The following is a 14,775-nucleotide window of genomic DNA, read 5'->3' as shown; positions in this document are numbered from 1 at the left end:
CGAGTGGCCCATCACGCCAAGGATATTTGCCCATGACTGATCCGATTTCCACCACTTGGGATGCTATTTGCGCCCTGCCGCAACCTAAACTGAGCGAATTGTTTGCCGCTGATCCCAATCGATTGGAGAAGTTGAGCCAGCGATTAGAGGCATCTTTCGGCGAGTTGGGCGATCTGGGCATTCGGTTTGACTGGTCAAAAACGCATCTCGATGACGCGATCCTCGATCAGCTTGAGGCTTTGGCTGCGGCGGTGAATTTTGATGCCCAGCGCGAGGCGTTGTTTGGCGGCGGGATCGTCAACCCAACCGAGGGTCGCGCGGCGACGCACGGCGCAATGCGCGGCAGCGGAACCGAGACGGATGTAGAGGAAGCGGAGGCTCTGACAGCGCGGATGGGAATGCTGGTCGAGGCGATCCACCAAGGCGCGCTGGGAGAGGTCAACCATCTGATCCATATCGGGATCGGCGGCTCTGCCCTGGGACCAGATCTGGCGGTCGATGCTTTGGCCCGCGACCTCACCCTGGTGGACGTTCACGTGGTCTCGAACATCGACGGTCTCGCCCTGGAGCAAGCCTTTGCCGCCTGCGATCCAGCGACCACTCTGATTGCGATCGCGTCAAAGACCTTCACCACCATCGAAACCATGACGAATGCGGCGAGCGCGCTGAAATGGCTCGGCGACAACGGCGTGGATGATCCCAGCGGCCGCGTGATCGCGCTCACCGCCAATCCAGAAGGCGCGGTGGAATGGGGCGTTGATGAAACGCGCGTCCTGCCATTTCCGGAGAGCGTCGGCGGGCGCTATTCGCTGTGGTCCAGCATTGGCTTTCCGGTCGCGCTGGCGGTCGGCATGGATGATTTTCAGGCGATGCTGGCCGGGGCGCAGGCGATCGACACGCATTTTCGCGAGGCGCAGGGCAGGGCGAACCTGCCGCTGCTCGCCGCCTTTGCTGACCAATATTACACCCGCGCCAGAGGGTGCCAGACCCGCGCGGTGTTCGCCTATGACGAGCGTCTCGATCTGCTGCCGGACTATTTGCAGCAGCTTGAAATGGAATCGAACGGCAAGAGCGTGACGGCCAAGGGCGAATCAGTGGACCGCCCAACTGCCGCCGTGACTTGGGGCGGAGTGGGCACGGATGCGCAGCACGCGGTGTTTCAGCTGCTGCACCAGGGCACACATCTGATCCCGGTCGATTTCATCGCCAGCATAGCGCCCGGTGACGAGCTAGACCCGGCGCATCACAAGAGCTTGCTGATCAATTGCTTCGCGCAAGGCGCCGCTCTGATGGCGGGCGGCAATATGTCCGCCGATGGCAAAGATCCTGCGCGAGCCTTCCCCGGGGACCGACCCAGCGCGATGATCCTGGTCGATGATCTGGATGCCGCTGCGCTTGGCGCACTGATCGCGTTTCACGAGCATCGCACTTTCGCCAACGCAGTGCTGATGGGCATTAACCCGTTCGATCAATTCGGCGTGGAGCTGGGCAAGAAAATGGCGAAAGACATTGATGCAGGCGAGGGCGACTTCGACGCCAGCACTAAAGCGCTGATGGAAGCGGCTGGGATGGGGTGATGGGTATTCATGACCAAGGTGAGCCAATTAAGCTGAGGAATCTGTATTTTGTCCATGAAGCTGGTCGGCTGGCCGAAAAGCTATGGAAGGAGGTTGGTGAGCGCAATCGCAATGCGCTTGCTCCGAAGAGAACGTGGGTGAATATTGTCGAAGATCTAAGAGATGCTTGCGATAATATGAGTCGCTACTCAAAGTTCGAGCAAGGCAACGAGGCGATCGCGCTTCTGAACGATTTGATGCCGCTAATCGAGCACGGCTACTCAGCCGATGTCGTTGCATCCCTTGACGAAATACAACGGTTCGCCGCTCTACCCAAAAAGATCAAAGAGCCATTGAGCAAATTGATGTTTTTTGAGGCTGCACCAGGTATCAATCTCGAAGACGCGATAAATGATTTGAACTTTGAAGGCGTAAAGCCTGACCTCTTTGAGGCGTTGAACGCGCTCCGAGTAGGTTTGGCCACTGCTTCAATATTCCATCAAGCGAGATGTTTGGAATTAGTGACAAGAGAGGTTTGCAAACGGCTCCGGTTGAAGGGCATTACTCAGCGAAATAACTGGCAAGACATGTGTGGACGTATCGATGGTCACATCAAATCCATGCCGGAGAAAACAAATCCTCAAAGGCTGAAACGCAAAAAGCTCGCATCACTCTCCGCTCTTCTCAACGCGATTAGGCTCGTGTGGCGAAATGATGTCATGCATGCGGGTGATTTGTATACCGAAAGCGAAGCGAGAAAAGTATTCGATTATACGCTGGAAGCAGTGAGCGCAGCGGATTCTTTCTTGTCTCGCTAATTGACTTTCCGCCGTTTCTACCCCAAATGCTGCACTAGCGAAGCGCGCGAGCCAGCGTGAAGCGGCGATTGATCTAAACAATCCGCCCCGGCCGCGCCTCGGTTTATTTCACAGACTTCCCTTTTCACGCGGGTGGTTATCACCGGTCCCACAAAAGTAGTACTTTTGTGGGTTACCTTACCCCCGCGCCGCGCGAGCTTTGACTCTGCGCGCCGCAAATATATTGCGAACTATCAATGACAAATCCATCTGAACAGTCGGTCCAATTTGAAGACCTCGACCTGTCACAACCCATTCTTCAGGCATTGGACCTGAAGGGCTATACCACGCCAACCCCGATCCAGGCGCAGGCGATCCCACCCGTGTTGGAGGGCCGCGACTTACTGGGCATTGCGCAAACGGGCACCGGCAAAACGGCGGCATTTATGCTGCCCAGCATCGACCGGCTACGGACAAGCGATAATCAGATCCCATTCAAATCCTGCCGCATGTTGGTGCTCGCGCCGACCCGCGAGCTGGCCGGGCAAATCGCCCAAAGCGCCAAGGATTATGGCGCAATGGCGGGCATGAAAGTCCACTCAATCGTCGGCGGGACCAGCGTCAATAAGGACCGGAACAAGCTGCACCGCGGCACCGATATTCTGGTCGCGACACCGGGCCGTTTGCTTGATCTGATTGACCAAAAAGCGTTCAACCTGTCCGGCGTCGAAATCCTGGTTCTTGATGAAGCGGATCAGATGCTCGACCTCGGCTTTATTCACGCCCTACGCCGGATCAGCCAATTGGTGCCGAAAGAGCGCCAGACCCTGTTTTTCTCCGCCACCATGCCGAAGCAGATCAAGGAGCTGGTCAAGGGCTATTGCCACAACCCGGTGCAGGTCTCTGTCACTCCGGAATCGAGTACGGCGGAGCGGATCGATCAATACCTCTTCATGGTGCAGCAGAATGAGAAGCAATCGCTGATCGAAATGGTTCTGTCTGGTCGCCATCAGGTACCTGGTAAGATTGAGCGTGTGCTGGTCTTTACCCGGACAAAGCACGGCGCAGACCGCGTCGTGAAGAAGCTTGCCCAAGCCGGCATTGGCGCCAACGCGATCCACGGCAATAAGTCTCAGCCTCAGCGGGAGCGGGCGCTTAGCGAATTTAAACGCGCCAAAACTCCTGTGCTGGTGGCGACCGATGTGGCCGCACGCGGGATCGATATTCCGGGTGTCAGCCACGTCATCAACTACGAATTGCCCAATGTGCCAGAGCAATATGTCCACCGCATTGGCCGCACCGCGCGCGCTGGCAAAGACGGCGTCGCGATCGCATTCTGCGCTGAGGACGAGCGTGCTTACCTCAAAGACATTACCCGCGTTACCGATGCCGAATTTGAGCGGCTCGACTTGCCTGAAAACTTTCGCGCTGTCGTAGAAGGTGTTGGCCCGACCAAGCCTGCGCCGCGCGGTCAAAACCGTGTTGCAAAGAAAAAGGTGCGTCCGAAACCCTTTGGTGGCCAGCGCTCCGGCGGTGGCAGGCCGCAGGGCGATGGCGCAGCAGGCGGCGGAGATGGCCGCCCACAAGGCAAGCCCAAGCAAAAGCATGGCGCGCGCAAAGGCCGTCCCAATCGCAGCGGCGGCGGTGGCGGAGGCCGTCCCGGTGGCGGCGGAGGTCGTCCAGGTGGTGGTGGCCGTGGTCGCTCAGGCGGAGGCGGTCGGCCCGGTGGTGGGCGCACTGGCGCTCGCACCTCGTAAGGGTAACCAAGCGGCGTTCGTGCGCGAATAGTTCCTCAAATGAATTGCACGCTTGGCAACACCCTTGTGGGTCGTCATATCGCGCGCAGCATAAAGGAGTATCGCCGCAATGGCTGAGTATGATTTCGACCTCTTCACCATCGGAGCGGGTTCCGGAGGCGTCCGCGCCAGCCGCATAGCCGCCGCGCATGGCGCGCGCGTTGCCGTTGCCGAAGAATACCGCGTCGGCGGCACCTGCGTTATTCGCGGGTGTGTGCCGAAGAAGATGCTCGTTTATGGTGCGCATTTCGCCGAAGACCTTGAGGATGCGCAGCAATTTGGCTGGACCATTGAGGGCAAGAGCTTCGACTGGGTGAAGCTGCGCGACAATGTGCAGACCGATATTGACCGGCTTGAGGGCCTGTACGGCGAAACGCTCGGCAATCATGGAGTTGAAGTGTTCCGGGAGCGCGCCGAAATTTCGGGCGATCACGAAATCACTTTGGCGAGCGGCAAGGTCGTCACCGCAAAATATATCCTGATTGCCACTGGTGCGACGCCGCAACGATTGGAATTTCCAGGCGCTGAACATGCGATCACCTCCAATGAGGCGTTCCATCTCGACGCGCTGCCGAAACGCGTGATGATCGCTGGCGGCGGTTACATCGCGAACGAGTTCGCTGGCATCTTTAACGAGTTTGGCAGCAAGGTGTGCATCGTCAATCGATCGGACCAATTGCTGCGTGGCTATGATGAAAGCCTGCGTGACCGTTTGCTTCAGATCAGCCTGATGAAGGGCATTCAATTCCACTTCAACACGACCTTTGAGGCGATCACCAAAAACGATGACGGTTCGCTCCATGTTGAGTTGAACGGTGACGATGATGTCGACGTCGATATGGTGATGTTCGCGACCGGTCGCAGGCCGAATATCGACGGGCTAGGTCTAGAGACGATCGGCGTTGAAACGGGCAAGGGCGGGGCGATCAAGGTCGACGATTTCAGTCAGACCAACGTCGATTATATCTATGCGGTGGGTGATGTGACCGACCGCGTGCAGCTGACCCCGGTTGCCATCCGTGAGGGGCACGCATTTGCTGACACTGTGTTCGGCGACAATCCGCGTACGGTCGATCATTCTTGCATACCGAGCGCAGTCTTCAGCCATCCGCCTATTGCCGCGGTTGGCATGACAGAAGGCGATGCGCGCAACGCACTTGGCAACATCAAGGTGTTCCAGTCTGATTTCCGCCCGATGAAAAACGTTGTGGCTGGTCGCAATGAGCGCGGCCTTTATAAGATGGTCGTCAATGCGGCGACAGATCAGATTGTTGGAATCCATATGATTGGACCCGAATCGCCTGAAATCATGCAGGCAGCGGCAGTGGCCATCAAAGCCGGTTTGACCAAGGCAGATTTCGACGCGACGGTCGCTATCCACCCGACCATGGCTGAGGAATTGGTGCTGTTGAAGTAAGGCCGGGAACTGGTGCTGCCGATATTGGCGCGCTAGTCTGCGTTTCATGGATCTGAACAACAAAACCATATTGCTCACCGGCGGGACCGCTGGGATTGGGCGCGCAATGGCGCGTCAGCTCAAAGGCAAAGGGGCGCATGCCGTGCTTACCGGTCGCAATTCTGAGCGAATAGCGGCGATGCAGGCAGAGGGCTTTGAGGTGCTCTCAGCTGACCTTTCCAATGCTGGCGGTGTGGATGCGCTGCTGGCGGAATGGGGCGAGCGCGATCTCGATGTCTTGATCAACAATGCCGGGCAATTGGTTGACCATGATTTTCGCGGTGGGACGCCGAATGCCGATGCCGCAGATGATGCGATCTATGCCAATCTCAACGCGCCAATTCGCCTGACGGTTGCGCTTGCTCCGCGCCTGAAAACGCGAACGGACGCAGCGATCGTCAACGTCACCTCCGGCCTTGCTATTGCGCCTGCCGCACGCACCCCGGTTTATTGCGCGACCAAGGCCGGGCTACGCTCCTACACGCTTGCTCTGCGAAAGCAGCTGTCTCGAACCAATGTTTCCGTGATTGAGGCGCTGCCTCCGGTTGTTGATACGCAAATGAATGCGGACAATGATATGAGCAAGCTATCGCCAGAAGAATGCGCCGCTCAGATTATCACCGCGCTGGAGAACGGGCGGGACGAGGCAAATGTTGGCATGACAAAAGCACTCAGAATTGTGGACTCGATCTCCCCCGCACTTGCTCGCAAAGTGATGCTGCGGTTTTGATACGTTGACGCTGCCGCGTCGCTCCGGCAACGACCGCAGCGTAATTTTAAGCAACTTCAGGGGCAAGAGATGTCTGCCAATATCGCTGAGATGGAACGTCGCCGTGATGCCGCCAAAATGGGTGGCGGGGAAAAGCGGATTGCCGCGCAGCATGCCAAGGGCAAATTGACCGCACGCGAACGGCTGGACGTTCTGCTGGATGAAGGGAGCTTTGAAGAGCTCGACACTTATGTAGAGCATGACTGCGTCGATTTTGGCATGGCGGATCAAAAGATCCCGGGCGACGGTGTGGTAACGGGCAGCGGCACGATCAATGGCCGCCTGGTCTATGTTTACAGTCAGGATTTTACCGTTTTCGGTGGCAGCCTGTCGAAACGCCATGCGGAGAAAATCTGCAAGGTGATGGATAATGCGATGAAGGTCGGCGCGCCTGTCATCGGCCTCAACGATTCCGGCGGGGCACGTATTCAGGAAGGCGTTGCCTCGCTCGGCGGATATGCGGATGTCTTCCAAAAGAACATTCTTGCAAGCGGCGTTGTGCCTCAGCTCTCGCTGATCATGGGGCCATGCGCAGGCGGCGCGGTGTACTCGCCAGCGATGACCGACTTCATCTTTATGGTGAAGGATAGCTCCTATATGTTCGTGACCGGGCCTGATGTGGTCAAAACGGTGACGAATGAGGAGGTGACGCAGGAGGAATTGGGCGGTGCGGTGACGCACACGACCAAGACCAGCGTTGCCGACAATGCGTTTGAAAACGACATTGAGACCCTGCTCGCGACCCGTAAGTTCTTTGACTACCTGCCGCTGTCCAACCGCGAAGAGGCGCCGGAATATGTCACCAGGGATCCATGGGACCGCGAAGAACCATCGCTTGATACGCTGATCCCTGACAATGCGAACCAGCCCTATGACATGCATGAGGTGATCGCGAAGACGCTGGACGAGGGCGATTTTTTCGAGATTCAGCCCGCCCATGCGGCGAACATCATTTGCGGGTTTGGCCGGGTGGAAGGGCGCACCGTTGGTGTGGTCGCGAACCAGCCAATGGTGCTCGCCGGCGTGCTCGACATTAATGCGTCGAAGAAGGCCGCGCGCTTTGTGCGGTTTTGCGATGCGTTCGAGATTCCGATCCTCACTTTGGTCGACGTGCCGGGCTTCCTGCCGGGCACCGATCAGGAGCATAATGGCATCATCAAACACGGCGCGAAGCTGCTGTTCGCTTACGGCGAGGCGACCGTTCCCAAGATCACTATTATCACGCGCAAAGCCTATGGCGGAGCGTATGACGTCATGGCGTCAAAGCATTTGCGCGGAGACCTTAATTACGCCTGGCCTACGGCAGAGATTGCAGTGATGGGCGCGAAGGGCGCGGTGGAAATTATCTTCCGTCAGGACCGCGGCGATGCGGAAAAGATCGCTGAGAAAACCAAGGAATATGAAGACCGCTTTGCGAACCCATTCGTAGCGGCATCGCGCGGCTATATTGACGAAGTGATCTACCCGCACTCAACCCGGCGCCGGGTTGCTCTGGGGTTCAGAAAACTGCGTACAAAGCAGCTCGAGAACCCGTGGAAGAAGCATGACAACATTCCGCTATGAGGAAGGCTTCGCTTAATAGTTTCTACCACTACACCTTGGCAATCATAGTCACTGGGATGTTCTCGCTGAGCGCCATATCGATCTTCGTTGAACCGCAAGATACTTTGACCGACCTCCAAGCTTGGGCCTCGTTGCTATTTGGTCTAGCGCTAATTGCTCTTGGTTTTCGGTTTGCCAAACTTGGTGTCATTAATCGGGTTCCCGAAGTTTCCCGGCGCAAGACACCTAGTCTGTTTTGGTCCACATGCTTGTTTTCGATAGTAAATGGATTTCTGGCAGTGAGCATGGGATTTTGGTCTTTGTTGCAAGTGTAGGAAATGAAACTCGGACGACTTAACCACGTTGGCTTTGCAAACAGGCGATGACTGATCTTTCGACTATTTTTGCGGGTCTCGCTGCTGTTTCTCAGCCTGTCTTCAAATCAAAAGAAGAATGGGAGCGAGGCAGGTGGGCTGACTACAAGCTGTTCGCTTGGCTGTCGCTTATTGTAGCAGTCATCTTTACTTCCATGACATTTGTCACATTTGAAATACGGATAATGTAATGAAACTAGGCCGTCTAAACCATGTCGGCGTTGCAACGCCTTCTATCGCAGACTCAGTCGCGCATTACCGAGATGTGATGGGCGCAACGTCGATCTCCGATGAGATCATTCTGGAAGATCGCGGCCTCAAGGTCGTGTTTGTCGATACGCCCACCCACTCTGGCATGAATGGCACCCAGATCGAGCTGATCGAAGAGCTGAAACCCGGCGAGACCGCGATCAGTGCATTTCTGGCGAAAAACCCGTTGGGCGGACAGCATCACGTCTGTTTTGAGGTGGAGGACATTGACGAGGCTCGCGTATGGTTTGAAGGGCAGGGCAAGCGCATCCTTGGCCCAACCATCCCGGGAGCGCACGGCACGCCGATCTTCTTTGTGCATCCCAAGGATATGCAGGGTATGCTGACCGAGATTATGGAAACGCCCAAGGGCGCGCATTGAAATTCCTTCGTCATCCTGAACTCGTTTCAGGATAACGAGCACACAGAACAACGCGTTATGCTGAAACAAGTTCAGCATGATGGAAAATCGGAGAGAACAGCGACATGACCTACGAAACAATCCTCGTGACTCGTGATGGCCCATTGCTGACGGTCACGCTCAATCGGCCAGATCGGCTCAACGCGATGCCGCCGCAAATGGCCGATGAGATTTGCGATGTGTTCTACGATCTGGGCGATGCTCGTGCGGTGCTCATCACGGGTGAGGGTAAGGGCTTTTGCTCTGGTGCGGACCTATCTGCGCGCTCAACCGGCGAGAAGGGCGGTAGCCACAAGGCGCTGCAAAACCATTATAACCCCGCGATCAGCCAAGTGCTGCGCGCGCCTGTGCCAGTGATCTGTGCGGTCAATGGTCCGGCGGCTGGCGTCGGCTGCTCGCTTGCTTTGGCAGCGGATTTTACCATCGCCAGCAAGTCCGCTTACTTCCTTCAGGCTTTCGTCAATATCGGCCTGGTGCCTGACGGCGGTTCGACCTGGCTTCTGTCCCGCGCGATTGGCCGCGCTCGCGCGACCCGCATGATGATGCTGGGCGAAAAAATCGGCGGTGAGCAGGCGGAAGAATGGGGTCTAGTCTATAAGGCTGTGGAGCCGGATCAACTGATGAGCGAAGCGCGCACCTTGGCAGAAAAGCTCGCCAATGGGCCGACTCAAGCGATCAGCATGATCAAAGAGAACCTCAATCTGGCGCTTGATGGCACAGTCCAACAGGTGTTTGTCCAAGAGGCCGAGGCTCAGCGCATTGCAGGAGCCAGTGAAGACGCGAAAGAGGGCGGCATGGCTTTCCTCGAAAAGCGCAAGGCCGAATTTAAGGGGGCGTAACCCTCTCCACGTCATCCTGAACTTGTTTCAGGATAACCCTCACTGTAGGCACATTGTTATGCTGAAACGAGTTCAGCATGACGGAATTGAGTATGACCAACAAACCAACAACCGAAGATTGGAAAGCGCTTGCGGACAAAGAGTCCAAGGGCCGCGATCTTACGTGGGAAACGCCAGAGGGCTTTGCGATTAAGCCGCTTTACACCGGCGAAGATCATGCCGATTTCGATCCCGGCCTGCCGGGCTTCGCGCCGTTCACGCGCGGGGTAAAGGCCAGTATGTATGCCGGGCGTCCATGGACCATTCGGCAATATGCTGGCTTCTCCACCGCCGAGGAATCGAATGCGTTTTACCGGCGCAATCTGGCGGCGGGCCAAAAGGGTCTGTCGGTGGCTTTCGATCTTGCGACCCACCGCGGTTATGACAGCGACCATGCTCGCGTCGTTGGCGATGTTGGTAAGGCCGGCGTCGCGATTGATACGGTTGCGGACATGCAGGTGCTGTTCGACCAGATCCCGCTCGACACCATGTCGGTTTCAATGACGATGAACGGCGCGGTGATTCCGGTGATGGCGTTCTACATCGTTGCAGGAGAGCGTCAGGGCGTGAGCCAGGACAAGCTCTCAGGGACTATTCAGAACGACATCCTGAAAGAGTTCATGGTCCGCAACACCTACATCTATCCGCCCGAGCCGAGCATGCGGATCGTGTCGGACATCATTGGCTACACCAGCGCCAATATGCCGAAATTCAACAGCATTTCGATTTCCGGCTATCACATGCATGAGGCGGGCGCGACGGCGGTACAAGAGCTCGCCTTCACAATCGCCGACGGCAAGGAATATGTGAAACGCGCGATGGCGACTGGCCTTGATGTCGATGCGTTTGCCGGGCGGCTGTCGTTCTTCTTCGGCATCGGCATGAACTTCTTCATGGAGATCGCGAAACTGCGCGCGGCGCGGACCCTGTGGTATCGCACCATGGACGAGCTGGGCGCGAAGTCCGAACGCTCCAAAATGCTGCGCACGCATTGCCAGACATCTGGCGTATCCCTGCAAGAGCAAGACCCGTACAACAATGTGATCCGCACCACTGTTGAGGCGATGGCCGCTACGCTGGGTGGGACGCAAAGCCTGCACACCAATGCGCTGGATGAAGCGATTGCATTGCCGACCGATTTCTCCGCGCGGATCGCGCGCAACACTCAGCTCGTCCTGCAAGAAGAAAGCGGGATCACCAATGTCGTCGATCCGCTGGGCGGCTCGCATTACATCGAGGCGCTGACCGCGACCCTGGTTGACGAAGCGGAAAAACTGATTGCTGAAGTGGACGAAGCGGGAGGTATGACCGCGTATGTTGATACCGGCGCGCCAAAGGCCGCGATTGAACGCGCAGCGGCGGAGAAACAGACCGGCATCGACAAGGGTGAAACCGTCATTGTCGGGGTGAATAAATACAGACAGGCTGAAGAGCAGCAGATCGAAACGCTCGACATCGACAACCAGAAAGTGCGAGCCGGGCAAATCGAACGCCTGAAACAGGTGCGCGCTGGCCGCGATGAAGCGGCTTGTCAGGCTGCGCTAAAGGCGCTCACCGAAGGCTGCACATCGGGTGGCAACGTGCTGGGGCTTGCTGTCGAAGCCGCTCGGCACGATGCGACACTTGGTGAGATTTCATCCGCGATGGAGCAAGTGTTCGGTCGCCACGATGCGACTCCAAAGCCGGTCAGCGGCGTTTATGCCAGCGCCTATGAGTTTGACCAACGCTGGGCGCAGGTGACGGAAGGAGTGTCGGCGGTTGAACGGCGCCTTGGCCGTAAACCGCGCATCATGGTCGCGAAGATGGGGCAGGATGGGCACGATCGCGGGGCCAATGTGATCGCATCCGCCTTTAATGACTTGGGGTTCGAAGTGATCAGCGGCCCGCTGTTCCAAACCCCGCCAGAGGCATGCGATATGGCATTGGAGCATGACGTTGATGTGATCGGGGCGAGTTCACTTGCTGCTGGGCACAAGACGTTGATCCCTGAACTCATCAACTTGCTGAAAGAGGCTGGCCGCGCCGATATCAAAGTGACCGCTGGCGGGGTGATCCCGCCGCAGGATTACGACTTCCTGCGCGAAGCGGGCGTGCAGGGCATCTATGGCCCCGGCTCCAACGTGGTCGAATGTGCAGCGGATATTCTGACGCTGCTTGGCCACAATATGCCGCCATTGGGCGAGGGACTTGAGGAAGCTGCAGAATGATCTGGATAACACTTTTGGCCAGCACCACCGGGCTAATCGGCACGAATGACTGCGACCGAGAGGCTGCGCAGGCGGGCGTTCAGGAGGCCCTCAATGCATGCTCTTTTTTCGATTTGGGCGAAGCGGAAGAAAACCTTGAAAATGCGTTCGGTGATGCCGCTGCTCAGGCAGTTTCCAACGACAGGCGGCGCGGCAAAATTGATATCGCGGTGACCGATCTCAGCCTGTTGACCGAGGCGCAAGAACAATGGACGCGCTTTCGCGAAGCCCACTGCGCGGCGATGGCTGGCCCACAACAGGGCAGCTCTGCTGAATGGCCGCAGATCAAAAATGGCTGCATGATTGCAATAACCGATGCGCGCACTGCGCAGCTCCAAACCTATACCCGTGAGGTAAGATAAGTGACCCTGATACGCACCGACTGGACCCGCGAAGAGATCGCGAACCTGTTCGACCTGCCTTTTACTGAGCTGTTGTTCCAAGCGGCGAGCGTTCACCGCGAAAACCATCCGCCAGAACAGGTGCAACTGTGCACTTTGCTGTCGATCAAGACTGGCGGCTGTCCGGAAGATTGCGGCTATTGCAGCCAGTCGGTGCATGCGAACAGCGGGGTAGAGGCGACCAAGTTGATGGATGTGCAGGCTGTGCTGCAATCGGCGGCTCAGGCCAAGGATCACGGCAGCCAGCGTTTCTGCATGGGCGCCGCCTGGCGCAATCCCAAAGACCGCGACATGCCCGCGATTGTCGAGATCGTGAAAGGCGTGCGTGAGATGGGTCTTGAAACCTGCATGACGCTGGGCATGCTGACCCCGAAACAGGCCGATATGCTGGCCGAGGCGGGCCTCGATTATTACAATCACAACATCGACAGCAGTCCGGAATATTACGAGCGAGTGATCAGCACGCGCGGCTTTGATGAGCGGATTGAGACGCTGGATCATGTCCGCAATGCCGGGATCAATGTTTGCTCTGGTGGGATCGTCGGCATGGGCGAAACGCGCGAAGATCGCGTGGGCTTCGTCCACACGCTGGCGACTTTGGAGGCCCATCCTGAGAGCGTGCCAGTAAATGCGCTGGTCCCGGTAAAGGGCACAGTGCTGGGCGATATGCTGGCGGACACGCCGCTCGCCAAGATTGATGACATTGAATTTGTTCGCACGGTTGCTGTGGCCCGGATTACGATGCCGATGAGCATGGTGCGACTGTCTGCTGGGCGGGAAAGCATGAGTGAGGCGACACAGGCTTTGTGCTTCCTCGCTGGAGCAAATTCGATTTTCACCGGAGACAAGCTGCTGACTGCGCCCAATGCAGGCGATGACTGCGATGGCGCTTTGTTTGCGAAGCTGGGTCTGACTGCGCTTCAGCAAGAGGAGCCTGCGCGCGCCTGTAAGGTAGCGGAGCCTGCCGAGTGAAACGCTTTACTCTCGTTCTTGCAATACTGGTCGCCGGTTGTTCCGCCCCCGCTGACAGCCCGTCTAGTTTGGTCATTGAAGAGACTGAGGCAGCCGTGTCTTTGCAGGGCAGCGAACAAGAAGAATGGCCGTTTGAAAAGTGTGACAGAAAGGGCAACGACCATGCGTTGACCGCGTGTTTGCTAGAAGACTTGGAAGCGGCGACAGCTGAACTTGAAGAGACGGTGAAGCTGGTCCGCGAAGCTACCAGACAAGAAGGTCTGGATATGGGTGCGCGCGATGATCCTAATGACCCTGAGCGAATGCTGACCACGGCGTATGGTCTGTCGGATTTCACCGACTCCTTTGATAAAATGCAGGCCGCGTGGGCAGAGCTCAAGGATCGACAGTGTGATTGGGACACCATAGTTGCCTTTGCTGGCCAAGGTTCCGGTCGGCACATGTTTTATATTGAATGCGAAATTGAATTGATTGAAACGCGGACTGAGTTTCTCAAGCAGCAACTCAAGAGCGATCGTTTCGCCTTTTTGACCCTCGGCTTCTCCGTCGATGAGCTTCTGCCCAAGGCACGCGGCGGCGGGCAACTCAAGATGGGCCTTAGCAAACTATCCGAAGAAAACTGGCTTCAACCAAACCCTGATATAGCTGCGCGGCGTCAAGGCTTTGCGGAATTTCCAGAAGGCGCTCAGCTCACCGCAAAGGCCTTGGAGCCGGGAGAAGAACTGGCCGAAATACTGGGCATCAAAGGCGGCCTGATCGAGGCCGCAATGGCACATCATGAGGATATGTGCCTGCTCACCCGGTTTGATGGTGAGGAGCATTATCGCTTGATCGGAACGGCGGTGGCGTGGCCGAGCGATTGGCGTCCAGCCGACAAAATGGGGCTGCCTTTACGCGTGCTGCATGCGCCGATTGCTGGCTATGAAGAGCAATTGGCCAGCGGCGTCGATCACTTTATGTCGAAGCTCCAGCCAGGCCAAATTTATGGCCGATGCAATTGGTTTATCGCGCCGACGGGTGAAAAACGCTGGCTCGCGGACAATCCCGCGTCAATTGCTTTTGCCCATGTTACGCCGAACAATGCGGGTGAAACCTTGTTTGTCCGATCAGAGCGGCAGACACTGCGTAGACTGCCGAAAACCGGCGTGATCCTGTTCACCATTGGCATTTATGTTGAGCCGCTTGGGGTGCTGAGCAACGCCAATATCGCTCGACTTGCGGTGGCGGCTCAGACCTTGACGACAAATGAGGGTGACCGCCGGGGCGCCCAGCATTATGCAGCAAGCCTCAGCGCATTCGCCGCGCGAAAGGATTAGGC

Annotated in this window: 12 protein-coding genes; all 12 read left to right on the top strand. The window is 57.1% G+C overall.

The genetic code is table 11. The features are described from left to right. The first annotated feature begins 32 nt into the window (after nucleotides 1-32). The 12 genes from pgi to AC0V6Z_RS14190 all read left to right on the top strand — a co-directional run bounded on the left by pgi (nucleotide 33) and on the right by AC0V6Z_RS14190 (nucleotide 14,773). Nucleotides 33-1,577, top strand: a complete 1,545-nt coding sequence (gene pgi / locus AC0V6Z_RS14245; RefSeq protein WP_472639083.1) for a glucose-6-phosphate isomerase — start codon at nucleotides 33-35, stop codon at nucleotides 1,575-1,577. Continuing rightward, a complete protein-coding gene (locus AC0V6Z_RS14240) occupies nucleotides 1,577-2,374 on the top strand; it encodes a hypothetical protein (RefSeq protein ID WP_472639082.1) in 798 nt (265 codons plus the stop codon). Before pgi ends, AC0V6Z_RS14240 begins: the two co-directional genes overlap by 1 nt. Nucleotides 2,375-2,610: 236 nt before the next feature. Further along, complete coding sequence (locus AC0V6Z_RS14235) at nucleotides 2,611-4,110, top strand: DEAD/DEAH box helicase (protein ID WP_472639081.1); 1,500 nt, start codon at nucleotides 2,611-2,613, stop codon at nucleotides 4,108-4,110. A gap of 109 nt (nucleotides 4,111-4,219) precedes the next feature. After that, on the top strand, nucleotides 4,220-5,566 hold the full coding sequence (gor, locus tag AC0V6Z_RS14230; RefSeq protein ID WP_472639080.1) for a glutathione-disulfide reductase: 1,347 nt from the start codon (nucleotides 4,220-4,222) through the stop codon (nucleotides 5,564-5,566). 46 nt (nucleotides 5,567-5,612) lie between these two features. After that, the gene (locus AC0V6Z_RS14225; RefSeq protein ID WP_472639079.1) at nucleotides 5,613-6,335 is read left to right on the top strand and encodes an SDR family oxidoreductase; all 723 of its coding nucleotides are present in this window, start codon (nucleotides 5,613-5,615) and stop codon (nucleotides 6,333-6,335) included. A gap of 69 nt (nucleotides 6,336-6,404) precedes the next feature. Continuing rightward, nucleotides 6,405-7,937 (top strand): acyl-CoA carboxylase subunit beta, encoded by a 1,533-nt coding sequence (locus AC0V6Z_RS14220; protein ID WP_472639078.1) that lies wholly within the window; start codon nucleotides 6,405-6,407, stop codon nucleotides 7,935-7,937. 543 nt (nucleotides 7,938-8,480) lie between these two features. Continuing rightward, on the top strand, nucleotides 8,481-8,921 hold the full coding sequence (locus AC0V6Z_RS14215; RefSeq protein WP_472639077.1) for a VOC family protein: 441 nt from the start codon (nucleotides 8,481-8,483) through the stop codon (nucleotides 8,919-8,921). Between the two features lie 104 nt (nucleotides 8,922-9,025). Continuing rightward, nucleotides 9,026-9,799: an enoyl-CoA hydratase-related protein gene (locus AC0V6Z_RS14210; RefSeq protein WP_472639076.1), complete on the top strand. Its 774-nt coding sequence runs from the start codon at nucleotides 9,026-9,028 to the stop codon at nucleotides 9,797-9,799. 92 nt (nucleotides 9,800-9,891) lie between these two features. Then, on the top strand, nucleotides 9,892-12,045 hold the full coding sequence (gene scpA, locus AC0V6Z_RS14205) for a methylmalonyl-CoA mutase (protein ID WP_472639075.1): 2,154 nt from the start codon (nucleotides 9,892-9,894) through the stop codon (nucleotides 12,043-12,045). After that, complete coding sequence (locus tag AC0V6Z_RS14200; RefSeq protein WP_472639074.1) at nucleotides 12,042-12,446, top strand: lysozyme inhibitor LprI family protein; 405 nt, start codon at nucleotides 12,042-12,044, stop codon at nucleotides 12,444-12,446. Before scpA ends, AC0V6Z_RS14200 begins: the two co-directional genes overlap by 4 nt. Then, nucleotides 12,447-13,457 (top strand): biotin synthase BioB, encoded by a 1,011-nt coding sequence (bioB, locus tag AC0V6Z_RS14195; RefSeq protein WP_472639073.1) that lies wholly within the window; start codon nucleotides 12,447-12,449, stop codon nucleotides 13,455-13,457. It begins immediately after the preceding gene. Continuing rightward, on the top strand, nucleotides 13,454-14,773 hold the full coding sequence (locus AC0V6Z_RS14190) for a heme-dependent oxidative N-demethylase subunit alpha family protein (protein WP_472639072.1): 1,320 nt from the start codon (nucleotides 13,454-13,456) through the stop codon (nucleotides 14,771-14,773). The genes bioB and AC0V6Z_RS14190 overlap by 4 nt, the downstream gene beginning before the upstream one ends. Nucleotides 14,774-14,775: the final 2 nt, after the last annotated feature.

This window comes from Erythrobacter sp. SN6-5 (assembly GCF_057364945.1).
The sequence above is the reverse complement of the archived record's forward strand: the minus strand, read 5'-3'. Positions and strand labels throughout refer to the sequence as shown.

Bases quoted from the DNA above. Each gene is read 5' to 3' on its own strand.
- pgi (WP_472639083.1), top strand. From the start codon at position 33: ATGACTGATCCGATTTCCACCACTTGGGATGCTATTTGCGCCCTGCCG.
- AC0V6Z_RS14240 (WP_472639082.1), top strand. From the start codon at position 1,577: ATGGGTATTCATGACCAAGGTGAGCCAATTAAGCTGAGGAATCTGTAT.
- AC0V6Z_RS14235 (WP_472639081.1), top strand. From the start codon at position 2,611: ATGACAAATCCATCTGAACAGTCGGTCCAATTTGAAGACCTCGACCTG.
- gor (WP_472639080.1), top strand. From the start codon at position 4,220: ATGGCTGAGTATGATTTCGACCTCTTCACCATCGGAGCGGGTTCCGGA.
- AC0V6Z_RS14225 (WP_472639079.1), top strand. From the start codon at position 5,613: ATGGATCTGAACAACAAAACCATATTGCTCACCGGCGGGACCGCTGGG.
- AC0V6Z_RS14220 (WP_472639078.1), top strand. From the start codon at position 6,405: ATGTCTGCCAATATCGCTGAGATGGAACGTCGCCGTGATGCCGCCAAA.
- AC0V6Z_RS14215 (WP_472639077.1), top strand. From the start codon at position 8,481: ATGAAACTAGGCCGTCTAAACCATGTCGGCGTTGCAACGCCTTCTATC.
- AC0V6Z_RS14210 (WP_472639076.1), top strand. From the start codon at position 9,026: ATGACCTACGAAACAATCCTCGTGACTCGTGATGGCCCATTGCTGACG.
- scpA (WP_472639075.1), top strand. From the start codon at position 9,892: ATGACCAACAAACCAACAACCGAAGATTGGAAAGCGCTTGCGGACAAA.
- AC0V6Z_RS14200 (WP_472639074.1), top strand. From the start codon at position 12,042: ATGATCTGGATAACACTTTTGGCCAGCACCACCGGGCTAATCGGCACG.